Here is a 24394-nt window from a genome sequence, read left to right as displayed (position 1 = left end):
CGCGGGTCGGCAGGCAGGCTGCCGGGGAACGGCTGAACCCACCTTCAGGAACAGGTGGGTTCAGCCGTCAGACGCCGTAGCCGTCGGAGTAGCCGTCGACGCGGTGGTGGCGCGGTTCCTCCTCCACCACCGGGGTCGTCGGCGGTACCACCACGCGGCGGCGGCGGGCTATCCCGCTGAACGTCGCCACGCCGATCAGGCCCACGGCCATCAGGATCAGGCCGACGACGGTGAGGTTCACGCCCTGCATGTGCCAGTCGGTCGCGAACGTCAGAATGGCCCCCACGGCGATGAGGATGATGCATCCGCCGAGACCCATGAGACCTCGCCTCCCCTTCTGGTTCCGGAATCTCCGGTGCCGTCCGGGTACCCGGTGAGGCCCCGACTAGCCCTCCAGGAAGGCGGTCAGCGCGTTCGCCAGCAGGAACGGGTCGTCGGCGCCGCACAGTTCACGGACGCTGTGCATGGAGAGGATCGCCACGCCGATGTCGACCGTGCGGATGCCGTGCCGGGCCGCGGTGATCGGGCCGATGGTGGTGCCGCACGGCATGGAGTTGTTGGAGACGAAGCTCTGGAAGGGGACGTTCGCCTTCTCGCAGGCCGCGGCGAACACCGCGCGGCCCGAACCGTCCGTGGCGTAGCGGTTGTTGACGTTGACCTTCAGGATCGGGCCGCCGTTGACCCGCGGGTGGTGCGTCGGGTCGTGCCGCTCGGCGTAGTTGGGGTGCACGGCGTGACCCGTGTCGGAGGACAGACAGACCGTTCCGGCGAAGGCGCGGGCGCGGTCCTCGAACGACCCGCCGCGCGCGAACACCGAGCGCTCCAGGACGGTTCCGAGCAGCGGGCCGTCCGCGCCGGTGTCCGACTGGGAGCCGTTCTCCTCGTGGTCGAAGGCCGCCAGCACCGGGATGCGGGTGAGCGGGGCGCCGGAGGTCACCGCGGCGGCGAGGGCGGCGGCGCCGGCGTGCACGGACAGCAGGTTGTCCATCCGCGGACCGGTGACCAGCTCGCGGTCCCGGCCGAGGTAGGCCGGCGCCTCCAACGGATACGTCATCAGGTCCCAGCCGGTCACCGAGCCCGCCGCCAGCCCGGCCTCCTGCTCCAGGAAGGCGATGAGGTCCCCGTCCAGCACCTCGTTCCCGAGGCCCCACACCGGTTGCAGGTGCCGCTGCTTGTCGAGCTTGAGCCCCTCGCTGCTGACCGAACGGTCCAGGTGGATGGCGAGCTGCGGCACCCGCAGCAGCGGCCGGTCCACGTCGACCAGGACCGAGGAGCCGTCGCGCAGGCTCAGCCGGCCGGCCAGGCCCAGATCCCGGTCCAGCCAGGAGTTCAGCAGCGGACCGCCGTAGATCTCGACCGCGACCTGGCGCCAGCCGTGCGCCCCGCTGTCCGGGCGCGGCTTGACCCTGAGGTTCGGGGAGTCGGTGTGCGCGCCGATGATGTGGAAGGGGGTGTGCGGCTCGGCGCCCTCGGGCACGTACCAGGCCACGATCGCGCCACCGCGCAGCACGTACTTGCCGCCGAACGTCCCGTCCCAGGCGTCCGTCTCCGCCACCTGCCGGAAGCCGGCCTTCTCCAGCCGCCCGGCGGTGTTCGCCACGGCGTGGTACGGCGTCGGACTCGCCGCCAGGAAGGACATCAGGTCGTCGGTGTGGCCGCGGTCGAAGCGGGCTGGTGCGCTCATGGGATTCACCTTAACGACGTGCACGGGCCCGCTCCCGGTAAGGAGCGGGCCCGCGCGAGGAATCGATGGGGACGTCCGGAACGTCCGGACGGACCGGCTAGAAGGCCGCCTCGTCCAGCTCCATCAGGTCCAGCTCGACGCCGGCGGCGACCTTGCGGGCGAGCGTGACGCCGGGCAGGACGTTCGCCGCGAAGAACTTCGCCGCGGCGATCTTGCCGGTGTAGAACGCCTTGTCCTTCGCCGAGGCCGTGGCCAGCTTCTCGGCGGCGATCGCGGCGCCCTTCAGGAGCAGGTAGCCGACGACCACGTCACCGGAGGCCATGAGCAGGCGGGTGGTGTTCAGGCCGACCTTGTAGATGTTCTTGGTGTCCTGCTCGGTGGCGGCGAGGTCGGTCAGCATCAGGCCGACGATCGCCTCCAGCTCCACGGCCGCCTTGGCCAGGTGCTCGCGGGCGCCGGCCAGCTCCTCGCCGCCGGTGCCGAGCGCCAGGAACTTCTTGATGTCCTCGGCGAGGGAGTTCAGCGCGGCACCCTGGTTGCGGACGATCTTCCGGAAGAAGAAGTCCTGGCCCTGGATCGCCGTGGTGCCCTCGTACAGGGTGTCGATCTTGGAGTCCCGGATGTACTGCTCGATCGGGTACTCCTGCAGGAAGCCGGAGCCGCCGAAGGTCTGCAGCGACTGGGCGAGCAGCTCGTAGGCCTTCTCGGAGCCGTACCCCTTGACGATCGGCAGGAGCAGGTCGTTCAGGGCGTGCTCGGTGGAGGCGTCCTCGCCGTTCGCCTCCTTGATCTGGATGGCGTCCTGGACCGAGGCGGTGTACATCACCAGGGCGCGCATGCCCTCCGCGTACGCCTTCTGCGTCATCAGCGAGCGGCGCACGTCGGGGTGGTGGGTGATGGTGACCTTGGGCGCGGTCTTGTCCATGAAGTTGGCCAGGTCCGGGCCCTGGACGCGCTCCTTGGCGTACTCCAGCGCGTTCAGGTAGCCGGTGGACAGCGTGGAGATCGCCTTCGTGCCGACCATCATGCGGGCGAACTCGATGATGCGGAACATCTGGCGGATGCCGTCGTGCTTGTCGCCGATCAGCCAGCCCTTGGCGGGGTGCTTGTCGCCGAAGGTCATCTCGCACGTGTTGGAGGCCTTCAGGCCCATCTTGTGCTCGACGTTGGTGGCGTAGACGCCGTTGCGCTCGCCCAGCTCGCCGGTCTCGAAGTCGAAGAGGTACTTCGGGACGAGGAAGAGGGACAGGCCCTTGGTGCCGGGGCCGGCGCCCTCGGGACGCGCGAGCACGTAGTGGAGGATGTTCTCCGACATGTCGTGCTCACCCGAGGTGATGAAGCGCTTCACGCCCTCGATGTGCCAGGAGCCGTCCTCCTGCTGGACCGCCTTGGTGCGGCCGGCGCCGACGTCCGAACCCGCGTCGGGCTCGGTGAGCACCATGGTGGAGCCCCACTGCTTCTCGACGGCGATCTTGGCGATGTGCTTCTGGACCTCGTTGCCCTCCTCGAAGAGGATGCCGGCGAACGCGGGGCCGGAGGAGTACATCCACACGGCCGGGTTGGCGCCCAGGATCAGCTCGGCGTAGGCCCAGATCAGGGAGCGCGGCGAGGTGGTGCCGCCGATCTCCTCGGGCAGGCCGAGCCGCCAGTACTCGGAGTCCATGAAGGCCTGGTAGCTCTTCTTGAAGGACGCGGGGACCGGTGCGGTGTTGGTCTCCGGGTCGAAGACCGGAGGGTTGCGGTCGGCGTCGGCGAAGGACGCGGCCAGCTCGTTCTCGGAGAGGCGGGTCAGCTCCTCCAGGACGCTCTTGGCGGTCTCGACGTCCATCTCCTCGAACGGGCCGGTGCCGTACACCTTGTCGCGCCCCAGTACTTCGAAGAGGTTGAACTCGATGTCGCGGAGATTCGGCTTGTAGTGCCCCATGGCGACGGCTCCGTAGAGGGATCGGCGAGGCACTTGCTCCTCGCACCTAGTTCACGTACCAACAAGTAGCTCCGATGATGCTACCCGCCGGTAATAAGAAGCAACCCCGAACCGGTCATTTGTGACGCGTCTCAAGTGCGCGTCGGGCGATCCGGTGCGCCTCGGCCGTCCGGGTGAATCCATGCCTCCGTTCAGGGCACGTCACGTAACCAGGCTGCTACTTTCAGTGACGGGCGGATCCCTTCTCGTGCGCGGAGGCACTCATGCGACGACTCCTGACCAGGCTCGGCGGGCTGGCGGCGGCGACGATGCTCACCGTCGGGCTCGCCCACCCCTCCCAGGCGGCGGACCCGGCCTACTTCGAGTTCACCGACATCACCCACGAGCGGGCGATCGTCCGGATCGACGACCCGGCCAAGATCCAGCACGCCCGGGACCTGCTCAGCGGCGTGACGGACGAACGTCCCCACCTCATCGGGCGGATCGTCAAGCGCCAGGCGCCGTACAACCCGCGGTGGTCCTTCCACTACAACCCGGACACCGTCGACTTCTTCGACGTCGCCATCGAGGTCTGCGACGCCACCCTCCCCTATGTCGAGGACCATCTGGACGAGGCGGGCGGCGCCTTCCTGCCCGGGCTCCACTGGTGTCCCTGGACCTCCCGGCTGACCCGTGAGGTTTTGGCCCCGTAGGCCGTTCGGGCGGCGGGGCGGCTCGGTACGCTTCTCCCCATGTACGGATACGGCCAGCCCATGGACGGGGGCGGTGCCCAGCAGCAGTACGCCCCGCCGCAGCAGCCGATGGCCGGCGGATACGGGCAGCAGCCGCCGCTGTACCCCGAGCCGTCCCCGCCCTCGCTCGCGGACGCGGTGCGTGCTTTCACCACCGGGCAGATGTCCGCCGAGGACTTCCAGCAGATCTTCGCCACGTCGAAGGTGTACTGCCCGCGCGGCGACACCCCGGGCTTCCTGGCGCTGCACAACACCCAGCAGCCGGTGATCCCGATGTTCACCTCGCTGAAGGAGCTGCGCAGGTACGCGGGCAAGGAGTCCAAGTACTTCGTCATCACCGGCGCCGAGGTGATCGACCTGCTGCCGACCGGCTACGGCTTCGTCCTGGACATGGAGGGCGAGCACCGGATGGTCTTCGACGCGAAGGCGGTCGAGCAGATGGTCGACTTCGCGATGCGCCGCATGTACGGCGGTTGATCCGCACCCGCGCGCAGGCGAGCCCGGAGGGAATGCCCTCCGGGCTTTCTCTGTTCTGGGTAGCAAGAAGTTCAACGCTCAACTAAAGTGGGCGTACCAAGGAGGTACCCACCATGCCTGCAGTGACCGTCGAGAACCCGTTGACGCTGCCCCGTGTGACCGCTCCCGCCGACGCCGTGGCACGCCGCGTGCTCACCGTCACGACCGCCCCGAGCGGTTTCGAGGGCGAGGGCTTCCCGGTGCGCCGGGCGTTCGCGGGCATCAACTACCGCCACCTCGACCCGTTCATCATGATGGACCAGATGGGCGAGGTGGAGTACGCGCCGGGCGAGCCCAAGGGCACGCCCTGGCACCCGCACCGCGGCTTCGAGACCGTCACCTACATCATCGACGGCGTCTTCGACCACCAGGACAGCAACGGCGGCGGCGGCACCATCACCAACGGCGACACCCAGTGGATGACCGCCGGCTCGGGCCTGCTGCACATCGAGGCCCCGCCGGAGTCCCTCGTCGTGTCCGGCGGTCTCTTCCACGGCCTGCAGCTGTGGGTGAACCTCCCCGCCAAGGACAAGATGATGGCCCCGCGCTACCAGGACATCCGCGGCGGCAACGTCCAGCTCCTCACCACCCCCGACGGCGGCGCGCTGCTGCGTGTCATCGCCGGCGAGCTGGACGGCCACCAGGGCCCCGGCATCACCCACACCCCGATCACGATGATCCACGCGACCCTCGCCCCGGGCGCGGAGATCACCCTGCCGTGGCGTGAGGACTTCAACGGTCTGGCGTACGTCCTCGCGGGCCGCGGCAGCGTCGGCGCCGAGCGCCGCCCGATCCACCTGGGCCAGACGGCCGTCTTCGGCGCCGGCTCCTCGCTGACCGTCCGCGCGGACGAGAAGCAGGACTCGCACACCCCGGACCTGGAGGTCGTGCTCCTCGGCGGACAGCCCATCCGGGAGCCGATGGCCCACTACGGCCCGTTCGTCATGAACACCAAGGAAGAACTGATGCAGGCCTTCGAGGACTTCCAGAAAGGCCGTCTCGGCAGCATCCCGGCGGTCCACGGGATGTCCGAGGGCGGCATCTGACCGCTCCTCGGCGACGCGGCGGCCGTGAACGCCCCGCCGGTCGCCGCCGGTTCCCCTTCACGACCCCGGCCGCACCGCGGCCGGGGTCGGCGTTTCCTCACCCGCCCGGACCCGCGTCGCAGGACAGTTCCGGCGCCGCGTGATCCGCTGGACGCGTGCAGTTCCTACCCGTCGCCGTCCGCCGGTTCGCCGCCTGGTGCGTCGTGCTGCTGCTCGCCGCCGGGGTGGGGTGGGTCGTGGTGCAGCTGTGCGCGGAGTTCCGTACGGCCGTCACGCCGGTGCTGCTCGCCCTGCTCGGGACCGCGCTGCTCGGACCGTTGTACCGGCAACTGGTGCGGGCGGGGGTGCAGGCGTCGGTGGCGGCCGGGCTCACCTGCGTCGCCGTCGTGGCCGTCGTCGGCGGTGCCGTGTACATCGTCGTCGCCGCGCTCGTGGACACCGGCGCGGAGATCCTCGCCTCGCTGCGGGAGGCGGCGAAGGGGGTCGCGCGGCACTTCGGGGCCGCCGGAACGAGCCTGGACGACCTCGCCGCCAACGCCCGTCAGCTGCTGGGCAAGTTCGGCAGCACCGCCGCGTCCAACGTCATCAGCGGCGTCAGCGTCGTCGGCGAGTCCATCGCCATCGCCGTGCTCGCCCTGCTCCTCGTCTTCTTCTTCCTGCGCGACTCCGACCGTGCCGTGGCCACCCTGCGAGCGGTCGCGCCCGGCGACAGCGCCGAGCTCCTGGAGGCCATCGCCCAGCGGTCCTTCGCCGCGGTGGAGGGGTTCATGCGGGGCACGACCTTCATCGCGCTCATCGACGCCCTGTGCATCACCGTCGGCCTGCTGATCCTCCGGGTGCCCGGCGCGATCGGTCTCGGCGCGCTCGTCTTCGTCGGCGCCTACATCCCCTACCTCGGCGCCTTCCTCTCCGGCGCGGTGGCCGTGCTGGTCGCCCTCGCCGACCGGGGCTTCGTCATCGCGCTGTGGGCACTCGGCGTGGTGCTGGCGGTGCAGGTGCTGGAGGGGCACGTGCTCCAGCCGGTGATCCAGAGCCGGACCGTGCAGATGCACCCGGCCCTGGTGATGGTGACGATCACCGCGGGTGCCTCCGTCGCGGGCATCCTCGGCATGCTCCTCGCGGTCCCGATGACCGCGGCGGCCTTCGGGGCCGTCCAGGAGATGCGGGGACGTCAGGCCACCTCCTCCGACGCGTCGGCCCCGGAGCCGCCCGGCTCGTAGAGCTCGAACCAGATGCTCTTGCCCTCGCCCCGCGGGTCCACCCCCCACCCGTCCGCGAGGAGTCCGATCAGCATCAGGCCACGCCCGGAGGAGGCCAGTTCACCGGGGCGGCGCTTGTGCGGGAGGTCGTCGCCGGTGTCGAAGACCTCCACCCGCAGCCGCCGCCCGGGACCCTCGCCCATGACCTCCGCGAGCAGCAGCGCGTCGGCGTCCGTGTGCACCAGCACGTTGGTGACCATCTCCGAGACCAGCAGCACCGCCGAGTCCACCTGCTCGGCCGACGCCCAGTCGTGCAGCAGCCCGCGCAGGTGCTGGCGGGCCTCGGCGATCCGCTCCGGCTCGTCCTGCGCCACCGACAGCAGCGTGCGCCGCACCGCCGGCCGTACCGCGACGGTGTCGCCGCGCCCGCGGCCCTCCCCCGGCCGGCACAGCAACAGCAGCGCGATGTCGTCCTCGCGGCGGTCGGCCAGCGGGCCGGTGGTGTGGTGCGAGGACGGCCCGTGCACGCCCTGCACCAGCGAGTCGGCCAGCGACTCCAGGTCGCCCGTGTGGTCCTCCAGGATCGCCCGCAGCCGGCGCCAGCCGCTGTCCATGTCGTGCCCGCCGGTCTCGATCAGGCCGTCGGTGCACAGCATCAGCGTCTCGCCGGGTTCGAGCGTGAACCGGGTCGTCGGGTAGTCGGCGTCCGGGTCCAGGCCCAGCGGCAGCCCGCCCGCCGTCGGCCGTGCCATCACCGTGCCGTCCGCCATCCGGATCAGCGGGTCCGGGTGCCCGGCGCGGGCGATCTCCAGCCGGCCGGTCGGCGGGTCGGCCTCCACGTACAGGCAGGTCGCGAAGCGGAGGTCGGCCAGCGCCTCCTCCCCGGCGGCATGGGTGAGGCCGTGCAGGAAGCGGGAGGCGCGGGAGAGGACCGCGTCCGGGCGGTGCCCCTCGGAGGCGTAGGCGCGCAGCGCGATCCGCAACTGGCCCATGAGGCCGGCCGCGCGCACGTCATGGCCCTGGACGTCCCCGATGACCAGGGCGAAGCGGCCGGAGGGCAGCGGGATCATGTCGTACCAGTCGCCGCCGACCTGGAGTCCGCCACCGGTCGGGATGTACCGGGCGGCCACCCGCATCCCGGGGATCTCGGGGCCGAGCGACGGCAGCATGGAGCGCTGGAGGCCCTCCGTCAGCTCCCGCGCGGACTCGGCGGCGCCGGCCCGGGACAGTGCCTGGGCGAGCATCCGGGCGACCGTCGTCAGGACCGCGCGCTCGTCCGGGGTGAACGCGACCGGGTAGGTGAAGGCGGCCATCCAGGCGCCCATCGTGCGTCCGCCGGCCGTCAGCGGCAGGAACGCCCAGGAGCGGCGTCCGAAGTGCCGGGCGAGCGGCCAGGTCGCCGGGTAGCGGTCCCGGTAGTCCTCGGGCGACGACAGGTACACGGCACGGCCCGTGCGGACGACCTCGGCCGCCGGATAGTCGGTGTCCATGGGCATGTTCGAGAAGGGGCCCATGGCGGCCGGGGTGTGCCCGTGCTGCCCGATGATCGTCAGCCGGTCGCCCTCGACGCCGAACACCACGAGCCCGTCCGGTGAGAACCCCGGCATCGACAGGCCGCCCGCGACCCGCAGCACCTCCGCCGTGGACCGGGCCTCCGCCAGCGCCCGGCCCGCGTCCAGCAGGAACGCCTCGCGGGAGCGCCGCCAGTCCCCGGTGACCGCGCTGCGGCCGGCCGCCGTGCCCGGGGTCGGCTCGGTCACCTCCTGGAGGGTGCCGATCAGCTCGTACGTGTGGCGCTCGGGGTCGAAGGACGGCTTCGACCGGCTGCGGACGACCCGCAGGATGTTGCCGTCCCCGTCCATGATCCGGATGCGCACCTCGGCGAGGGTGCCCTCGGCGACCGCCAGCCGCACCACCCCGGTGATCTCGTTCCAGTCGACCGGATGGAAGCGGGCCCGGGTCTGGGCCTCCGTGAGGGTGGTGGGAGCCGCGGGCAGGCCGAGCAGCCGCGCCGCCTCCGCGTCCACGGTGACCAGCCCGGTGTCGGTGTCCCAGTGCCAGAGCCCGGTCGCGAGGGCGGCGAGGACGTCCCCCATGGACGGCAGAGGCTCGCCTGTGCGCATTGCCCCACTTTATGGAGAGGTGAGTGAAGCCTGCCACCGTAGGCGGGCGAGGGCTGAGAGAGGTAATGGTGGGAGCCGATCTTGGGGTGCCCGGTACCCTTGGGATGGCCTAGGCCGTACCCGCCTGGCGACACCCGATCCGCAAAGACTGGATGAACGACGATGCATCGGTACAGGTCCCACACCTGCGGCCAGCTCCGCGCCTCTGACGTCGGCACCGACGTCCGGCTGAGTGGCTGGCTGCACAATCGGCGCGACCTGGGCGGCATCCTCTTCATCGATCTCCGTGACCACTACGGCATCACGCAGCTCGTCGCGCGCCCGGGCACCCCGGCGTACGAGGCCCTGGACAAGATCTCCAAGGAGTCCACGGTCCGCGTCGACGGCCGCGTTGTTTCACGTGGAACCGAGAACGTGAACCCCGACCTGCCCACCGGCGAGATCGAGGTCGAGGTCGCCGAGGTCGAGCTGCTCGGCGCGGCACAGCCCCTGCCCTTCACCATCAACACCGAGGACGGGGTCAACGAGGAGCGGCGCCTGGAGTACCGCTTCCTGGACCTGCGCCGCGAGCGCATGCACCGCAACATCATGCTGCGTACGGCCGTGATCTCCGCGATCCGCCAGAAGATGGCGGCGATGGGCTTCAACGAGATGGCGACGCCGATCCTGTCCGCCACCTCCCCCGAGGGCGCCCGCGACTACGTGGTCCCCTCCCGGGTGCACCCGGGCAAGTTCTACGCGCTGCCGCAGGCCCCGCAGCAGTTCAAGCAGCTGCTGATGATCTCCGGCTTCGACCGCTACTTCCAGATCGCGCCCTGCTTCCGCGACGAGGACGCCCGCGCCGACCGCTCGCCCGGCGAGTTCTACCAGCTCGACGTGGAGATGAGCTTCGTCGAGCAGGAGGACGTCTTCCAGCCGATCGAGAAGCTCATGACGGAGCTGTTCGAGGAGTTCGGCGGCGGCCGTCACGTCACCTCCCCCTTCCCGCGCATCCCGTTCCGCGAGGCGATGCTGAAGTACGGCTCGGACAAGCCGGACCTGCGCGCCAAGCTGGAACTGGTCGACATCACGGACGTCTTCGAGGGCTCGGAGTTCAAGGCCTTCGCGGGCAAGCACGTGCGCGCGCTGCCGGTGCCGGACGTCTCCGCGCAGCCCCGCAAGTTCTTCGACCAGCTCGGTGAGTACGCCGTCGAGCAGGGCGCCAAGGGTCTGGCCTGGGTGCGCGTGGCCGAGGACGGCTCACTGTCCGGCCCGATCGCGAAGTTCCTCACCGAGGCGAACGTCGCCGAGCTGACCAAGCGCCTCTCCCTCGCCCCCGGCCACGCCGTCTTCTTCGGCGCGGGCGAGTACGACGAGGTCTCGAAGATCATGGGCGCGGTCCGCGTGGAGGCGGCCAAGCGGGCGGGCCACTTCGAGGAGGGCGTGTTCCGCTTCTGCTGGATCGTCGACTTCCCGATGTACGAGAAGGACGAGGAGACCGGCGGGATCGACTTCTCGCACAACCCCTTCTCGATGCCGCAGGGCGGCCTGGAGGCCCTGCAGACCCAGGACCCGCTGGACATCCTGGGCTGGCAGTACGACATCGTCTGCAACGGCGTCGAGCTGTCCTCCGGCGCGATCCGGAACCACGAGCCGGAGATCATGCTCAAGGCGTTCGAGATCGCCGGCTACGACCGGGAGACCGTCGAGGAGAAGTTCGCGGGCATGCTGCGCGCGTTCCGCTTCGGCGCCCCGCCGCACGGTGGGATCGCCCCCGGCGTGGACCGGATCGTCATGCTCCTCGCGGACGAGCCCAACATCCGCGAGACGATCGCCTTCCCGCTCAACGGCAACGCCCAGGACCTGATGATGGGCGCCCCGACCGAGCTGGACGAGTCCCGCCTGCGCGAGCTGCACCTGACCGTCCGGAAGCCGCAGCCCAAGTAGGCAACCGGGCGAGCGCCCGGCCGTGCGCGCCGATCCGTCCTGACCCGCTCTGGACGATCGGCGCGCACAGCCGTCTCCGGGTCCGGTGACAGGTTGCGTCCCTCTCCCGGCTCACTCGCCCTGCTCGTCCGGCTCGGTGTCCGGGGACGCGCCCTCCTCCAGCAGCCGCTCGGCGATGTCGTCGGACCAGTGCTGGGCCCAGGCGCGCAGGGCGACGACCCCGGGCGCGTCCAGGCCGTGGCGGAGGAAGTCCCCGTCGGAGTAGAAGTCCGTGCCCGTCAGCCGGGACTGGAGGGTCGGCAGGTCGAACGGGTCGTGGGCGTGCCGGCGGCCGAGTTCCTCCAGGTCCGGAAGGGAGAACCGGGCCGCCGAGGCCTGCGCGTCGATGAGGTCGACGGCGGCGCCCCGGTCGTACAGGGCGCGGATCTTCGTGCCGACGGCGTCCGCCAGGGAGAGCGCCGGGCCGTACGCGGTCAGTTCCGGCGACTGCCAGAACGCCTCCTTGTGCAGCGCGAGCGCGCACGGCTCGCCGGTCGGCGGGTCCGTGACCGTCAGCTGTGCGGTGCGGGCGGTGACCGCTCCGGCCCGCACCCGCCGCCCCCGCGCCTCCAGGGCCGCGCCGACGGCACCGGCGATGTGCTCCATGGACTCGGCGCTCTCGGTGGCGAAGTCCAGGTTGGCGTGCGGGCGGCGGAGCAGTCCGTGCGCCTGGAGGGCGTAGCCGCCGGCCAGGACCAGACCGTACGGGCCGCCCGCCGCGACGACGTCCGCGAGGAGCCGGCGATGAGGTTCGGGGATGTCCACGGGAAGATCTTTCCGGCTTCCGGCCACTCCTGCGCGACGAGCGGCAACGCCTCTGAGCGGGGCCTACTGCTGCTCGTCGCTTGCTGCCTCGTAGCGGGGCAGGCCCTCGGTGGAGATGGTCCAGTCGCCGATGGTGACGTCCTCGCCGTAGACGAAGTCCTTGCGGGCCACGATCTCCTCGGGCATGACCTTCTCCAGGCGTTTGCGGAGACGGAGCGCCGTGAGCTCGTGCGGCCGGACAGGCGACCTCATGTCGAGGACGATTCCTTCTTTGGTGATCTCGAACTTGCCGGGGAGGGTGCCGTCGGTGGACTCCACGAAGTCGCGCATGGCCCGGTACAAGTGGGAGGAGCCCTGCCGCGCGTTGTCCGGGGCGAGGGTCATGGCGCTCGCTCCTCGTCGTCTGTGCCCAGGGGCAAGGATCGTCGCTCCCATGCTAGGCGGCCTCCGGGAGATGGATCGGACCGGCAGTCGCGGCACCGGCCCGGTTCAGGCGCCCGGAAGGCGCGGTCGCAGCCGTCGCAGGTCTGGAGGGGATGCCGGGGCTCCGGGGCTGGTGCGGCCGGTGGCCGCAGCGGCGGCGGGGGTGGCAGCTGGGCGGCCAGGCGGTGGGCGAGGAGGGCGGCCGGGCGGATCAGTGGTTCGTCCGGCAGGTTCGCGGTCAGGGCGTGGCGTACGGCGGTGGGGGTTAGGTCGCGTTCCAGCCAGGCGGCGACACCTGGGGCGAGGTGTTCGGCGTCGGTGGCGGAGAGGAGCAGGCGGGGGTCGTGGCGGCGCAGGCCGGCGAGGACGTCCACGGCTGTCTGGAGGAGGGCGGGGGCGGGGTACGAGGGCTGGGGTACGCCGGGGAGACGCTTGCGTGGCGCCGGCTCGTCGGAGGACGTGCGCCGGGTGGCGGACCTGCGGGTGGGTGTCTCCCGGGCGGCGCGGTGGCCGGGGCTGTTGCAGGACACCGTGCGGGTGACGATCCGACCGGTGGGGGTGCGCTCGCGGGTGCGGCGCAGGTAGCCGTGTGTTTCCAGTTCCCGTAAGGCGGTGGCGATACGGGTCGGGCCCTCGGGGAAGCGGGCCGCGAGGGTCTTGATGTCGACGGAGGTGCCCGGCCGCACCGATTGGATGTAACAGGCCAGTCCGATGGCGAGCAGGGACAGCTCCGGATGCTGGGCCAGGTCGTTGCCGATCACCGTGAAGTTCTCGGTGTGGCGGATGTGGTCGTGGGTGACGCCGGCGGTGCGGTGCCCGTCGGGGTGGTTTTTGCCCGGGATACGGGACTGGACGCGGTCGGGCGCGCTACGGTTTTCGGTGTCCATCGGGAAGAGGTCCTGTCTTCCTCGGTGGTCAGGCCCTCGCACTGGGATGGCAGTCCCGGCGAGGGCCGTCGCATGTCCGGGTGGTGTCGTGCTGAGCGTAAGGCAGGCAACAGGTCGCGAATCCAGCCCAGTTGGCATATTCACTCGCGGGAGTGAGTGTGCCTGACGGGAGGGAGGGGTGGGGCTTGGCAGGGTCCTTTCTCCCTGGTGGGCAGTACATAGGGAGCGCAGGTCGGACCGGGGTATGGGCGGTCGGGTCCCGGTGGCGTGGTCGCGTACGGTGACTGTCCTGTCGTTGTCCGGTGGTGTCCGGGCTTGTTCGGGCGTCGCGTACGGGTAGGGCGTGGCTGGTACGAGGCGGTACGACGGAGGGGCGCGCGCATGTCGGTGGACGGCGAGGTCCGGCAGCTGAGGACCGAGGCTGACGAGCCGGGGTGGGAGGTGGACCCGGACGACGAGTGGGGCGTGGCGGTGGTCACCACCGTAGGGCGGCAGCTGAAGCTGCGGCGCGAGGCGGTGGGCATGCGGGCCGGCGACTTCGGGAAGGCCGTGGGATACGGCGAGGATCTCGTCTACAAGATCGAGAGCGGGAAGCGGATTCCCCGGCCCGAGTATCTGGACAGGGCGGACGAGGTGTTGGGGGCGGGTGGGCTGCTCTCCGCGATGAAGGAGGACGTCGACAAGGTCCGGTACCCGAAGAAGGTGCGCGCCTTGGCGGAGATGGAGGCCAAGGCGGTGGAGATGGGGGTCTACGTCGGGCTCAGCATCCATGGCCTGTTGCAGACGCCCGAGCACGCGCGTGCCCTGTTCGAGGTGTCCCAGTCCGCTTATACAGAAGCGGAGTTGGATCGGCTGGTAGCCGCCCGCATGGGGCGCAAGACCATCTTCGACCGGTCCCCGCGCCCGGCTCTCAGCTTCGTCCAGGAAGAGGTGACGCTCCGTCGACGGGTGGGAGGCACAATGGTGTGGCGTCAGCAGCTCGCGCACCTGCTCGAAGTCGCGCAGTTGCGCAACGTCACTCTTCAGGTGATGCCGACGGACTCTGGGGCTCACCCCGGGCTGAGTGGCAAGATCGAGGTGCTGAAGTTCGAGGACGGTACGGCCACGGGGCGCTCCGACGGCGCCTTCAACGGTCGCCCGACCTCTGATCCGAAAGAGCTCCGCATCCTTGAGCTGAGGTACAGCACCATTCGGGCACAGGCTCTTACCCCACGGGAGTCGCTGGCCTTCGTCGAGCAACTGCTGGGAGAAACATGATCCGCAAGGCCTTCGCCGGGGACACCTCCGAACTGGCGTGGTTCAAGAGCAGCTACAGCGACGGCCCCGAGGGTGACTCCTGCGTCGAGGTCGCCACCACCCCCCGCACCATTCACGTCCGCGACTCCAAGTACCGGGACGCCGGACCCCGCCTCGCCCTCACGCCGGAGGCGTGGGGGAACTTCGTGACGTACGCGTCCGGGAACTGACCCGCCCGAGCCTCCGCCTCGGTCTGACGACGGAAGGGCCCGGGAAGCGCGTGCTTCCCGGGCCCTTGTGCTCGCGCTACGGCACCGCTCAGGCGGCCGGCTTCTCCTCCAGGCGCGGGAAGAGCACCGCGCCCTTCGTGATCGTGGAGCCCGCCGGCAGCTTGCCCCACTCGCCCGCCTCCTGGACCCGCTGCTCGGCCAGGGCGCCGAGGCCGGCCTCCGCGCCCAGGGAGTCCCAGAGCTTCTGGGAGGTCTCCGGCATGACCGGGTTCAGCAGCACGGCCACGGCACGGAGGGCCTCCGCGGCCGTGTAGAGGATCGTCGCGAGGCGGGCCCTGCCCTCCTCGGACTCGTCCTTGGCCACCTTCCACGGCTCCTGCTCCGTGATGTAGCCGTTGACCTGCTTGACGAAGTCGAAGACGGCCAGGATGCCGCCCTGGAAGTCCAGCTGCTCACCGATGCGGCGGTCCGCCTCGGCCACGGCCTTGGCCAGGCCGTCGTGGACCGCCTTCTCCGCCTCGCCGTCGGCGGCCGACTCCGGCAGCGTGCCGCCGAAGTACTTGCCGACCATGGCGGCCACGCGGGAGGCGAGGTTGCCGTAGTCGTTGGCCAGCTCGGAGGTGTACCGGGCGGAGAAGTCCTCCCAGGAGAAGGAGCCGTCCTGGCCGAAGGCGATGGCCCGCAGGAAGTACCAGCGGTAGGCGTCCACGCCGAAGTGCGAGGTGAGGTCCTGCGGCTTGATGCCGGTCAGGTTCGACTTGGACATCTTCTCGCCGCCGACCATCAGCCAGCCGTTGGCCGCGATCCTGCCGGGGAGCGGGAGACCCTGGGCCATCAGCATGGCGGGCCAGATCACCGCGTGGAAGCGGAGGATGTCCTTGCCGACGAGGTGGACGTCGGCGGGGAACGTGGCCTCGAACTTCTCCTGGTTCTCGTTGTAGCCGACCGCCGTGGCGTAGTTCAGCAGCGCGTCGACCCACACGTAGATCACGTGCTTGTCGTCCCAGGGGATCGGGATGCCCCAGTCGAAGGTCGAGCGGGAGATGGAGAGGTCCTGAAGGCCCTGGCGGACGAAGTTCACGACCTCGTTGCGCGCGGACTCCGGCTGGATGAAGTCCGGGTTGGCCTCGTAGTGGGCGAGGAGCTTGTCGGTGTACTCGCTCAGCTTGAAGAAGTAGTTCTCCTCGCTGAGGATCTCCACCGGCCTCTTGTGGATCGGGCACAGCTTCTGGCCCGCGAACTCGCCCTCGCCGTCGAGCAGCTCACCGGGGAGCTTGTACTCCTCGCAGCCGACGCAGTACGGGCCCTCGTAACCGCCCTTGTAGATCTCGCCCTTGTCGTACAGGTCCTGGACGAATTCCTGGACGCGGTCGGTGTGCCGCTTCTGCGTGGTGCGGATGAAGTCGTCGTTCGCGATCTCCAGGTGCTCCCAGAGAGGCTTCCAGGCCTCGGTGACGAGCTTGTCCGCCCACTGCTGGGGCGTCACCCCGTTCGCCTCGGCCGTGCGCATGATCTTCTGACCGTGCTCGTCCGTGCCGGTGAGGTACCACACCTTCTCGCCGCGCTGACGGTGCCAGCGGGTGAGCACGTCGCCTGCGACGGTCGTGTAGGCGTGGCCCAGGTGAGGAGCGTCGTTGACGTAGTAGATGGGGGTGGAGACGTAGTACGCCTTGCCACCCTGCTTCTCGGATCCAGTGGCCGCCATAAGTCGAAATCCTACTGGCCCGCCGAAGATCGACTCACATGCGTTTCGGGGGGTGGACGGGTGTCCACCCCCCGGTGGCGGTCACGGACGCCAGGTGGCCAGTACGCCCTCGTACAGCTCCGTGTCGGTCAGCTCGCGCGGGCTCGGGCCCGCGTGGAAGAAGGACGTGTTGCCGGTCTTCAGCTTGCGGAGGTAGTCGAAGGCCTTGTTGTCGTGGTCACCGAAGGCGACGAAGGAGAAGAAGACGGCGGGGTGGCTGGTCGCCGTCTCGGTGAGGGACTGGGTGGCGGGGGTCTTGGCGTCCGGGGCGCCGTCGGTCTGGAACACGACCAGGGCGGGGGTGCCGGGGGCGGTGTTCTTCTCGTAGTGCGCCACGACGGCCTGTACGGCGGCGTGGTAGCTGGTACGGCCCATGCGGCCGAGGTCGGCGTGGACGTCGTCGATCTTCGTCTCGTGGTCCGGGGCGAGGGTGAGGTCGGTGGTGCCGTCGACCTCCGTGGAGAAGAAGACGACGTGGACCGTGGCCTCGGGGTCGAGGTGGGCGGCGAGGGCGAGGGTCTGGTCGGCGAGGGCCTGGGCCGAGCCGTCCTTGTAGTACGGCCGCATGCTCGCCGAGCGGTCGAGGACGAGGTAGACCTTGGCGCGGGTGCCGGTGAGGTCGGTCTTCTTGAGGGTGGCTGCGGCGGCCTTGTAGGCGGTGGTGAGGGAAGGGGCGCGGGACCGTACCCGGGTGAGCGGGATGGCGGGCTGGGGCTTGTCGTCCGCCTGCGGCGCCGGGTCCGCCTCGGCTTCGTCGGTTGCCTGCGGCGCCGGGTCCGTCTCGGCTTCGTCGGTTGCCTGCGGCGCCGGGTCCGTCTCGGCTTCGTCGGTTGCCTGCGGCGCCGGGTCCGCCTCGGCTTCGCCTTCGGCGTCCGTGTTCCCACCCGCACCACCCGTGCGGCTTTCGTCGTCGGCCGCGGGTGGCCCCTGTGGGGCGTCCTCGCCGTCGGCGGCCTGCGGGGCGGTGGTCGCCTCTGCGGCTACGGCGGCTTCGTCGCCCTCCGCCTCCACGTCCGCCTCCGGCTCGGGCTCGGGCTCCTCGGTGGTCTCCGTCTTGGCCTCGGCCTCAGGCGTGACCGGCTGCTCGGTCCCCTCCTCGGCCTCCGGCTCGACCTGCGCCGGGGTCGTCGGCGTGGCCTTCTCATTGGCCTTCTCCTCGGGCGCGTCCTCGGTCCGGATGGGCGCCGGCTCTTCGGCCCCCTCCTCCTCGGCCTTGGCCGGGGTCGGCTCCTCGACCTTCTCCTCGGCCTTGGCCGGGGTCGGCTCCTCGGCCTTCTCCTCGGTCCTGGCCGGGGCTGGCTCCTCGGCCTTCTCCTCGGTCCTGGCCGGGGCCGGCTCCTCGACCTTCTCCTCGGCCTCGGCCAGGGCCGGGTCCTCGACCCTCTCCTCGGCCTCGGCCGGGACCGGGTCCTCTGCCGGCTCCTCTGCCTTGGCCGGGGTCGGTTCCTCGGGGGTGTTCGCGGGGTCGGACGGGGTTTTCACCTTGTCGAAGGCCGCTGCCACCAGCTCGTGTTCTTCAGCCGCTGCCACCAGTTCGCGTTCCTCGGCGGGAGTGCGGCGGGGTTCCGGGACCGAGGGGGAGTGCGCGGGGGTCTGGGTCGCACCCTCCGGCTCGGTGGCTCGTGCTTTGCGTGAGCGGCCGAATGCGTTCCGCAGGAGAGTGAGAATGCCCATGTGCGCAACCCTTCGTGAGTTGTAGCCGTCAATCCCTGGCCAGGACGGACACGTAAGGTTAGCGGCCCCGGATTGCGGGAGTGCTCAGCGCGGGGACGCGATCGCGCGGGCCGCGGCGACCTCCTGGCGCAGAGGTTCCAGAACGCTGCCCGCCGGGCCGGTCAGGTCGGTGCGCACGGCGATGAGTGTCTCCGCGTTCCGTACGCCCTCCGACAGCTCCCGCAGTTGCAGGGTGACCTGGGCGATCTCGGCCGTGGAGGGTGTCGCCGCCCCGTGGCGGACGCGGACGCGGGCGGCCGTCGTGGCGTCCACGATCCGTTCCACGGCGACGACCAGCGGCCACCACGCGGCGGCGCGCCGGCCGGTCGGTGGTGGTTCGGTCAGGGCCCGCTGGAACTCTGTCCGGATGACGGACAGGTCGCGGTAGAGGCGGCGGCGCATGCGGGCCCGGGCGGGCGGGTCGGCGTGCGGACCGAACGCGGCCTCGACGTACGCCGCCGTGTCGGCCACCGCGTCGGCGAGGCGGTCGCCCACCCGGGTGTGCCAGCTCTCGGGCCACAGGAGGTAGCCGGCGGTCAGGGCGACGGCGCAGCCCAGGAGGGAGTCGGCCAGCCGGGGCAGCAGCAGGGCCGTGCCCTGGTGGTTGAGGACGTCGGAGAGGATCAGGATCACCGGGGTGATGGCGGCCGTCTGGTAGCCGTAGCCCCGGGGGGTGAGGGCCGGGATGAGGGGGGCGAGGAGGAAGAGGACGGGGACGTCCCACCAGCCCAGCGGGACCTCGGCCAGCACCACCGCGGCGATCAGCAGGCCGGCGACGGTGCCGAGCGCGCGCAGCAGCGCGCGGGAGAAGACCGAGCCGAAGTCGGGCTTGAGGACGAAGGTGATGGTCAGGGCGACCCAGTAGGAGCGCGGGACGGGGATCAGGGACACCAGGGCCTGCGCGATGCCGATGCAGACCGCGAGGCGTACGCCGTAGCGCCAGGAGTTGGCGGACAGCACGACGTAGCGGGCCGCGCGGGCGGTGCGGATGCCGAGGGCGGCCGGCCGGCCCAGGCGGTCGTCGATGCCCCGGGGGTCCACGTCGGGGGCGGTGACGACCTCGGCGGTGTGGCGCAGGGCGTGGTCCACCGCACGGGCCGTCTCCGTGGTGGGGACGGGGAGGTGCAGGGGCGGGAAGGTGTTCGCCCCGGTGGCGACGGCGTGGGCCAGGTGGTGGAAGGCCCGCGGGATCTCCGGGGGGAGCGGGCGGGCGGCCAGGTGGGCCGCCGGGGCCGCCTCGATCACCGGGGTGATCGCGTTGAGCTGGGCGAGGAGGCGGGTGAGGTCCGGGCTGCGGCCGTGGTGGCGGGCGCGCCGGGCCAGGATCAGGTCGTAGGACTCGTTCAGGGACCGGGTGACGGAGCGGCGGGCCTCCTCGTACTCCTCGGTGCGGTCGGTTCCGGCGGTGGCGAGGAGGGTGGCGACCGTGCGGTAGGTGGCCGCGACCGCGGCGCGTTCGGGCACGCCCGCGCGCAGCGGCCAGGCCAGCAGCCCGAGGACGAGGACGAGGAGACCGCCGCCGGCCAGCAGGGTGGGGGCCAGCCACCAGGGGGAGGGGAGCGGGAGGCCCGCGCCCACCACGCAGTTCAGCAGCAGGAGCAGGCCGGAGACCGAGGCGACCGCGCCGATCGTGGAGATCATGCCGGAGACCAGGGCGACGCCGGTGACCGCGACCACCGCGTACCAGCCGTGCCCGTACACCAGCGTGCCCAGGGTCACGCCGACCGCGCCGAAGAGCTGCGGCACGGCGATGTTGAGGACGCGCATGCGGTAGGCGTCGGCGGTGTCGCCGATGACGCCGGACAGGGCGCCCATGGAGGCGAGGGCGCCGTAGGCGGGGCGGCCGACGGCGAGGCCGAGCGCCAGGGGGAGGGCCATGGCGAGGGCGGCGCGGGCCACGGCGGCCCAGTTGACGGGGGCCTGCTGGGGTTTGAGGTTCCGGACCAGCCAGTCGGGAGGGGTGAGGCTGATGGGGAACTCTCGGGACATGCGGCCATTATCTCCGGGTTGATCCATCCGGGTCAGGCCCGTCCGTGCAGGGTCCGGGCCTGTCAGCGCACTGTTCGGTCCCGCCGGTGCAGGGTGAGGTCCACGACGAGGGCGCGGTGGTCGGTGCCGGACACGCGCGGGAAGCGGGCGCCGGTCGCGGTGAAGTCCCGGGACACCAGCACGTGGTCGATCTGGGCGCCGATGACGGAGGCGGTGCGGGCGGGCCGGCTCGGGGCGCGGTCGCGGCCGGCTAGGCGGGCGGCGTCGGTGAGGCCGGTGTCGAGGATGCGGCGGAAGGCCGCGTGGGGGTGGCGCCGGGGCATGGAGCGAGCCTGTGTTTCACGCGTCCAGGCGCGCCAGGAATTCCGCCAGCGCGCGGTTGAACTCCGCGGGCCGTTCCAGGTTGGGCAGATGGGCGGCGCCCTCGACGACGTGCAGGACGGAGTCGGGGAGGGCGGCGTGCATCGCCTCGGCGCCGGCGACCGGGGTGTAGGTGTCGTCGATGCCGACCACGACGAGGGCGGGCACCGGCAGTGTCGCCAGCAGGGCGCGGTAGTCGGGGCGTTCGGCCCGGCCGCGCAGCGCGGCGGCGGCGCCCTCCGGGGAGGTGGCCGTCATCATGCGGTGCACGTGGGCCTTGACCTCGGGGTCGGCGTAGGGGGCGACCATCTTCTCCAGCACCTCGTCGGCGTAGCCGCGCATGCCCTCGGCGAGCAGCCGGCCGGCCATGGCCTCGCGGCTCCGCCGGCCCTCCGGGGTCTCGGCCTCGGGGAAGGTGTCGGCGAGGACGAGGCCCCGGATCCGGTCGCCGAGGCGGGCGGCGCACTCCATGGCGATCTGGCCGCCCATGGACAGGCCGGCGAGGACGAAGGTGTCCACGCCCAGGTGGTCCAGGAGGTCGGCGATGTCCTCGGCGTGCCGGGCGAGCGGGACCTTGCCGGGGGTCACGGGGGAGGCGCCGTAGCCGCGCAGGTCGGGGGCGATCACCCGGCGGGTCGCGGCGAACTCGGTGAGCTGCGGCTGCCACATCGTGCGGTCGAAGGGGTGGCCGTGGACGAGGACGAGGGGAACCCGGGAGGAGTATCCGGGGTCTTTGTCCTCGTATGCGAGGAAGGAGGGCATGTGACGACCCTAGGGCGCCGCGCTTGCTCGGTGCAATAAGATCTTTGCCCTCGGTGCAATGCAACCGGCCCGGGAACAGGGGGAGTTGTGGACGACTACCGGCGCATCGCCGACCGGATCGCCGCCGACATCACCGGCGGGCGGCTGCGGCCCGGCGAGCGGCTGCCGCCCCAGCGGGCGTTCGCGCGCCGGCACGGCATCGCGCCGTCGACGGCCGGGCGGGTCTACGCCGAACTCGTGCGCCGGGGGCTGGTGGTGGGCGAGGTCGGACGCGGCACGTTCGTGCGGGCGACCGCGCCGGACGGGCAGCCCGGGATCGCCCTGACGGAGGCGGCCGGCGCCCCGCTCGTCAACCTGGAGCTGAACTATCCCTCCGTGCCCGGCCAGGCCGAGCTGCTGGCCCCGGCCCTGACGACGCTGCTGCGGCCGGACGCGCTCGGCCAGGCGCTGCGGCCGGCGCCGGCGGCGGGCACCCCGGCGGCCCGGGAGTCGGTCGCCGCCCTGCTCGCCCGGAGCGGGCTGCGGACCGGGCCGGAGCGGATCCTGTTCACCGGCAACGCCCGCCAGGCCATCGCCGCCACCCTCGCCGCGCTGGTCCGGCCCGGCGGCCGGGTCGGAGTGGAACCGCTGACGTATCCGCTGGTCAAGGAGATCGCGGCGCGCCTCGGCCTGGTCCTCGTCCCGCTCGCCACGGACGCGGAGGGACCCCTGCCGGAGGCGGTGGCCGCCGCCCACCGCAGCGCGCCGCTGTCCGCCCTCTACCTCCAGCCGGCCCTGCACAACCCGACCTCGCGCACGATCGGCGCGGGGCGGCTGCGGGAGTTGGCCGACTGTGTCCACAGGCTGGGGACACCGGTGGTGGAGGACCGGATCTGGGCCTTCCTGGACACCGGCGGGACGCCCCCGCTGGCCGCGCTGGCTCCCGGCCTGGTCCACCTCGTCGACAGCCTGTCCAAGCGGGTGGCGCCCGGACTCACCGTCGGCTTCGCCGTCGTACCGGAGGACCGCGTGGAGGCGGTGGCCCGGGCCGTCCGCTCCGGCGGGTGGAGCGCGGGCTCCTTCGCGCTGGAGGCGGCCGTGCGCTGGCTCGGCGACGGCACCGTGGACCGGCTGGTGGCCGCCAAACGGCAGGACGCGCGGCAGCGGCAGCGGCTGGTCGCCGAGAAGCTGGCCGGGTTCGCCGTACGGTCCGACCCGGCCGCCTACTTCGCGTGGTGGGAGCTGCTCGCGCCCTGGCGGGCGGACACCTTCACGGCCGCCGCGCGGGAGCACGGCATCGCCGTCACCCCGGGTACGGCCTTCTGCGTGGACCCGAGCCGGACGCCGGACGCGGTCAGGCTCGGGCTCGGGTCGGTGTCGGAGGGGCGGCTGGGGCGGGCGCTGGAGATCCTCGCCGGCGTCGCGCGGGGCCGGGCGGCCGGAGGTGACGGGTGAGCCAGACGGTGAGGGCGACCGCCAGGCCGAGGCCCAGCAGCAGCCAGGCGACCGTGCGCAGGGTGCCGGTCAGGGCGTCGTAGACGGCGCCCGCCGCCGGGTGGGACACCCCGGCGGGCAGGTCGGCCAGGGTCAGACCGCGGCCGACGGTCAGGGCGACGGCGAGCAGGGCGCCGCCCAGGGCCGTGCCCAGGGCGGTCGCGGCGACGGCCCGGCGCCGGTGGACGGCGAGCGCGATCCCGCCGACGGCGAAGGCGACGGCCGCCACCGGCAGCCAGAAGCCGGCGACTTCGAGCACGTGGTACCCCTTCCGGAGCGTGGTCAGCCGGTCCGCCGGGAGCACGGCGACCTCGGTGTGCTCCACCGGAATGCGTGCGGCGAGCGGCACGTGATCACGGGTGAGCTGGCGTTTGACCTGGGCGGTGACGGGGGCCAGGTCGACGGTGACGGCGCGCTCGTCCTCCCCGCGCAGGGCGCGCAGGACGGCGTCGTGGGTGATCCGGTTGCCGGTGTCCCAGGCCAGCCGGAAGGCGCGGGTGTGGGTGAAGGAACGCACCGCGTCGTGCACGAACGGCCGGACCGAGCCGCGTAGCGGGCGCACGTCCAGATGCTCGTCCACCGCGCGCAGGATGCCGTCGCCGACCGTGTCCACGACGGCCTCCCGCACGGCCGGGTCGGCGGCGAGCGGCGCCATCGTGGTGACGTACCGGCCCGTGTCGGCGAGCCCGTACGCCGCCCATGCAGCCAGCGCGCCGAACGGCACGAGGAGGCAGGACAGGGTGATCAGTACGGCCGACAGGGCGCTCCTTAGGCGTGAGGGCACGGTTCCAGGCAACGGCCACCGGCGCCGGTGCGCGAGCGGGAGGACTGCGTTCGGGCGCTCTCCGGTGGAGGGTTCACCCGAACGGGTGTTTCCTGGTGCTGGGGAGAACAAAGTGGCTGATGTGGGTCACTGGGGACACAGGGGAGTGCGTGGGCCCCGGCCGACCGGCCGGGGCCCACGCACGCCCACGCACGCCCGGCCCGGCCTCCTCATCGGATCCGGCGTCCGGACGCGTCCTCCCGCGTGTAGTAGCGGTAGAAGAACACGGCGAAGGTGGCCGCCGACACCAGCAGGGACATCAGCACCGACCGCAGCACGTCACCGCCCTGGCTGCCGCTCTGGGTGGGGAGGAAGCTGCCGCTCTGGTTGTAGAGGAAGCCGAACGCACAGCCGACGAACGCCGTCCACAGCAGCGCGTGCACCTCCCGCGGCATCCGCGGCGCCAGAACCAGCAGGGCCGCGCACAGCACCGCGAACACCAGCGCGCTGACGAGGCCGAGCAGCACGTTCCAGCCGGTGATCGGACCGCCGAAGCGGTTGTTGGCCGCCACCCAGTAGCCGTAGATCAGCCCCAGCACGACCGGCACGGCCAGCCGGCCGACGGCGTGGGTGCGCGCGTCGAAGACGTCGGGTGCACGCCGGACCACGTCGGACGACCGGCGCTCCGCCTCGGGCGTGCGGCCGGGCCGGGACATTCCGCCGGGCGTGGGTGCCGCTTGAGCCATGAGAGCACTCCTCTCTCCTCGCCCCCGTGTCCAGGGCACACCGGGGCGCACGGCCTGGCAACTCGGCCAGGAGGGTGACGGGTGCCCGGATGCGTGCCGTTCCCTCCCGTGGTTC

The 24394-nt window shown here is 71.7% G+C and carries 21 protein-coding genes and 1 pseudogene; 8 read left to right on the top strand and 14 right to left on the bottom strand.

The features are described from left to right. Positions 1-67: 67 nt before the first annotated feature. The 3 genes from OO52_RS00200 to OO52_RS00190 form a co-directional block, all read right to left on the bottom strand. Positions 68-319: a DUF6458 family protein gene (locus OO52_RS00200; RefSeq protein WP_014673852.1), complete on the bottom strand. Its 252-nt coding sequence runs from the start codon at positions 317-319 to the stop codon at positions 68-70. Positions 320-385: 66 nt separating this feature from the next. Continuing rightward, on the bottom strand, positions 386-1684 hold the full coding sequence (locus tag OO52_RS00195) for a M18 family aminopeptidase (RefSeq protein ID WP_030640323.1): 1299 nt from the start codon (positions 1682-1684) through the stop codon (positions 386-388). A 97-nt stretch (positions 1685-1781) separates the two neighbouring features. Further along, positions 1782-3608 carry an acyl-CoA dehydrogenase gene (locus OO52_RS00190; RefSeq protein WP_030640325.1) on the bottom strand — a complete coding sequence of 609 codons (1827 nt, stop codon included), beginning with the start codon at positions 3606-3608 and terminating at the stop codon, positions 1782-1784. A 263-nt stretch (positions 3609-3871) separates the two neighbouring features. On the opposite strand from OO52_RS00190, the gene OO52_RS00185 reads away from it, so the two are divergent. The 4 genes from OO52_RS00185 to OO52_RS00170 all read left to right on the top strand — a co-directional run bounded on the left by OO52_RS00185 (position 3872) and on the right by OO52_RS00170 (position 7121). Next, positions 3872-4300, top strand: coding sequence for a calmodulin-binding protein (locus OO52_RS00185; RefSeq protein WP_030640327.1), 429 nt, complete (start codon positions 3872-3874; stop codon positions 4298-4300). A gap of 39 nt (positions 4301-4339) precedes the next feature. Beyond that, a complete protein-coding gene (locus OO52_RS00180; protein ID WP_030640329.1) occupies positions 4340-4816 on the top strand; it encodes an SseB family protein in 477 nt (158 codons plus the stop codon). Positions 4817-4929: 113 nt separating this feature from the next. Then, positions 4930-5901, top strand: a complete 972-nt coding sequence (locus tag OO52_RS00175) for a pirin family protein (RefSeq protein WP_030640331.1) — start codon at positions 4930-4932, stop codon at positions 5899-5901. A gap of 155 nt (positions 5902-6056) precedes the next feature. Beyond that, positions 6057-7121, top strand: coding sequence for an AI-2E family transporter (locus OO52_RS00170; RefSeq protein ID WP_030640333.1), 1065 nt, complete (start codon positions 6057-6059; stop codon positions 7119-7121). Here the strand turns inward: OO52_RS00170 and OO52_RS00165 are convergent. After that, positions 7073-9223: an ATP-binding SpoIIE family protein phosphatase gene (locus tag OO52_RS00165; protein ID WP_030640335.1), complete on the bottom strand. Its 2151-nt coding sequence runs from the start codon at positions 9221-9223 to the stop codon at positions 7073-7075. The two genes, OO52_RS00170 and OO52_RS00165, sit on opposite strands and share 49 nt — an antisense overlap. 162 nt (positions 9224-9385) lie before the next feature. On the opposite strand from OO52_RS00165, the gene aspS reads away from it, so the two are divergent. Further along, entirely contained in the window at positions 9386-11149 is a 1764-nt protein-coding gene (gene aspS, locus OO52_RS00160; RefSeq protein WP_030640337.1) for an aspartate--tRNA ligase, read from the top strand. 111 nt (positions 11150-11260) lie between these two features. On the opposite strand, the gene OO52_RS00155 is transcribed toward aspS, so the two are convergent. From OO52_RS00155 to OO52_RS00145, 3 genes are all read right to left on the bottom strand, one after another. Next, positions 11261-11953 (bottom strand): nucleotidyl transferase AbiEii/AbiGii toxin family protein, encoded by a 693-nt coding sequence (locus OO52_RS00155; RefSeq protein ID WP_030640338.1) that lies wholly within the window; start codon positions 11951-11953, stop codon positions 11261-11263. 63 nt (positions 11954-12016) lie between these two features. Continuing rightward, the gene (locus OO52_RS00150) at positions 12017-12337 is read right to left on the bottom strand and encodes a hypothetical protein (protein ID WP_030640340.1); all 321 of its coding nucleotides are present in this window, start codon (positions 12335-12337) and stop codon (positions 12017-12019) included. Continuing rightward, on the bottom strand, positions 12334-13263 hold the full coding sequence (locus OO52_RS00145) for a DNA-binding protein (protein WP_048910359.1): 930 nt from the start codon (positions 13261-13263) through the stop codon (positions 12334-12336). Before OO52_RS00145 ends, OO52_RS00150 begins: the two co-directional genes overlap by 4 nt. A 381-nt stretch (positions 13264-13644) precedes the next feature. Here OO52_RS00145 and OO52_RS00140 point away from each other — a divergent pair, with 381 nt between their 5' ends. Both OO52_RS00140 and OO52_RS00135 read left to right on the top strand, forming a co-directional pair. Continuing rightward, positions 13645-14520, top strand: a complete 876-nt coding sequence (locus OO52_RS00140; protein ID WP_030640346.1) for a helix-turn-helix domain-containing protein — start codon at positions 13645-13647, stop codon at positions 14518-14520. After that, positions 14517-14729: a DUF397 domain-containing protein gene (locus tag OO52_RS00135; RefSeq protein WP_030640348.1), complete on the top strand. Its 213-nt coding sequence runs from the start codon at positions 14517-14519 to the stop codon at positions 14727-14729. Before OO52_RS00140 ends, OO52_RS00135 begins: the two co-directional genes overlap by 4 nt. Before the next feature lie 88 nt (positions 14730-14817). On the opposite strand, the gene metG is transcribed toward OO52_RS00135, so the two are convergent. The 5 genes and pseudogenes from metG to OO52_RS00110 all read right to left on the bottom strand — a co-directional run bounded on the left by metG (position 14818) and on the right by OO52_RS00110 (position 21297). Further along, positions 14818-16434: a methionine--tRNA ligase gene (metG, locus tag OO52_RS00130; RefSeq protein ID WP_030640351.1), complete on the bottom strand. Its 1617-nt coding sequence runs from the start codon at positions 16432-16434 to the stop codon at positions 14818-14820. Between the two features lie 81 nt (positions 16435-16515). Then, positions 16516-18147 (bottom strand): VWA domain-containing protein, encoded by a 1632-nt coding sequence (locus tag OO52_RS00125; protein WP_030640353.1) that lies wholly within the window; start codon positions 18145-18147, stop codon positions 16516-16518. Positions 18148-18231: 84 nt separating this feature from the next. Further along, entirely contained in the window at positions 18232-20175 is a 1944-nt protein-coding gene (locus OO52_RS00120) for an FUSC family protein (RefSeq protein WP_030640355.1), read from the bottom strand. A gap of 62 nt (positions 20176-20237) precedes the next feature. Continuing rightward, a pseudogene (locus OO52_RS00115) lies at positions 20238-20480 on the bottom strand (endonuclease/exonuclease/phosphatase family protein); the annotation flags it as partial. Positions 20481-20514: 34 nt separating this feature from the next. Further along, positions 20515-21297: an alpha/beta fold hydrolase gene (locus tag OO52_RS00110; RefSeq protein WP_030640358.1), complete on the bottom strand. Its 783-nt coding sequence runs from the start codon at positions 21295-21297 to the stop codon at positions 20515-20517. Between the two features lie 87 nt (positions 21298-21384). Between OO52_RS00110 and OO52_RS00105 the strand changes: the two genes are divergently transcribed. Then, positions 21385-22731, top strand: coding sequence for a PLP-dependent aminotransferase family protein (locus OO52_RS00105; protein WP_030640360.1), 1347 nt, complete (start codon positions 21385-21387; stop codon positions 22729-22731). Here OO52_RS00105 and OO52_RS00100 read toward each other — a convergent pair. Beyond that, positions 22631-23554 carry a hypothetical protein gene (locus OO52_RS00100; RefSeq protein ID WP_031097533.1) on the bottom strand — a complete coding sequence of 308 codons (924 nt, stop codon included), beginning with the start codon at positions 23552-23554 and terminating at the stop codon, positions 22631-22633. The two genes, OO52_RS00105 and OO52_RS00100, sit on opposite strands and share 101 nt — an antisense overlap. A gap of 209 nt (positions 23555-23763) precedes the next feature. Further along, the gene (locus tag OO52_RS00095) at positions 23764-24279 is read right to left on the bottom strand and encodes a membrane protein (RefSeq protein WP_030640364.1); all 516 of its coding nucleotides are present in this window, start codon (positions 24277-24279) and stop codon (positions 23764-23766) included. Between the last annotated feature and the right edge of the window lie 115 nt (positions 24280-24394).

This window comes from Streptomyces flaveolus, from assembly GCF_000716535.1.
GTDB lineage: Bacteria > Actinomycetota > Actinomycetes > Streptomycetales > Streptomycetaceae > Streptomyces > Streptomyces flaveolus_A.
Note: the sequence above shows the minus strand (reverse complement) of the source record. Positions and strands in the feature narration are given on the sequence as shown.

What these genes read in the sequence shown, in the direction of transcription:
- OO52_RS00125 (WP_030640353.1), bottom strand. Translation starts at nt 18,147, where the DNA reads ATGGGCATTCTCACTCTCCTGCGGAACGCATTCGGCCGCTCACGCAAA.
- OO52_RS00095 (WP_030640364.1), bottom strand. Translation starts at nt 24,279, where the DNA reads ATGGCTCAAGCGGCACCCACGCCCGGCGGAATGTCCCGGCCCGGCCGC.
- OO52_RS00180 (WP_030640329.1), top strand. Translation starts at nt 4,340, where the DNA reads ATGTACGGATACGGCCAGCCCATGGACGGGGGCGGTGCCCAGCAGCAG.
- OO52_RS00120 (WP_030640355.1), bottom strand. Translation starts at nt 20,175, where the DNA reads ATGTCCCGAGAGTTCCCCATCAGCCTCACCCCTCCCGACTGGCTGGTC.
- OO52_RS00185 (WP_030640327.1), top strand. Translation starts at nt 3,872, where the DNA reads ATGCGACGACTCCTGACCAGGCTCGGCGGGCTGGCGGCGGCGACGATG.
- aspS (WP_030640337.1), top strand. Translation starts at nt 9,386, where the DNA reads ATGCATCGGTACAGGTCCCACACCTGCGGCCAGCTCCGCGCCTCTGAC.
- OO52_RS00145 (WP_048910359.1), bottom strand. Translation starts at nt 13,263, where the DNA reads ATGGACACCGAAAACCGTAGCGCGCCCGACCGCGTCCAGTCCCGTATC.
- OO52_RS00195 (WP_030640323.1), bottom strand. Translation starts at nt 1,684, where the DNA reads ATGAGCGCACCAGCCCGCTTCGACCGCGGCCACACCGACGACCTGATG.
- metG (WP_030640351.1), bottom strand. Translation starts at nt 16,434, where the DNA reads ATGGCGGCCACTGGATCCGAGAAGCAGGGTGGCAAGGCGTACTACGTC.
- OO52_RS00140 (WP_030640346.1), top strand. Translation starts at nt 13,645, where the DNA reads ATGTCGGTGGACGGCGAGGTCCGGCAGCTGAGGACCGAGGCTGACGAG.
- OO52_RS00135 (WP_030640348.1), top strand. Translation starts at nt 14,517, where the DNA reads ATGATCCGCAAGGCCTTCGCCGGGGACACCTCCGAACTGGCGTGGTTC.
- OO52_RS00175 (WP_030640331.1), top strand. Translation starts at nt 4,930, where the DNA reads ATGCCTGCAGTGACCGTCGAGAACCCGTTGACGCTGCCCCGTGTGACC.
- OO52_RS00165 (WP_030640335.1), bottom strand. Translation starts at nt 9,223, where the DNA reads ATGCGCACAGGCGAGCCTCTGCCGTCCATGGGGGACGTCCTCGCCGCC.
- OO52_RS00190 (WP_030640325.1), bottom strand. Translation starts at nt 3,608, where the DNA reads ATGGGGCACTACAAGCCGAATCTCCGCGACATCGAGTTCAACCTCTTC.
- OO52_RS00200 (WP_014673852.1), bottom strand. Translation starts at nt 319, where the DNA reads ATGGGTCTCGGCGGATGCATCATCCTCATCGCCGTGGGGGCCATTCTG.
- OO52_RS00110 (WP_030640358.1), bottom strand. Translation starts at nt 21,297, where the DNA reads ATGCCCTCCTTCCTCGCATACGAGGACAAAGACCCCGGATACTCCTCC.
- OO52_RS00150 (WP_030640340.1), bottom strand. Translation starts at nt 12,337, where the DNA reads ATGACCCTCGCCCCGGACAACGCGCGGCAGGGCTCCTCCCACTTGTAC.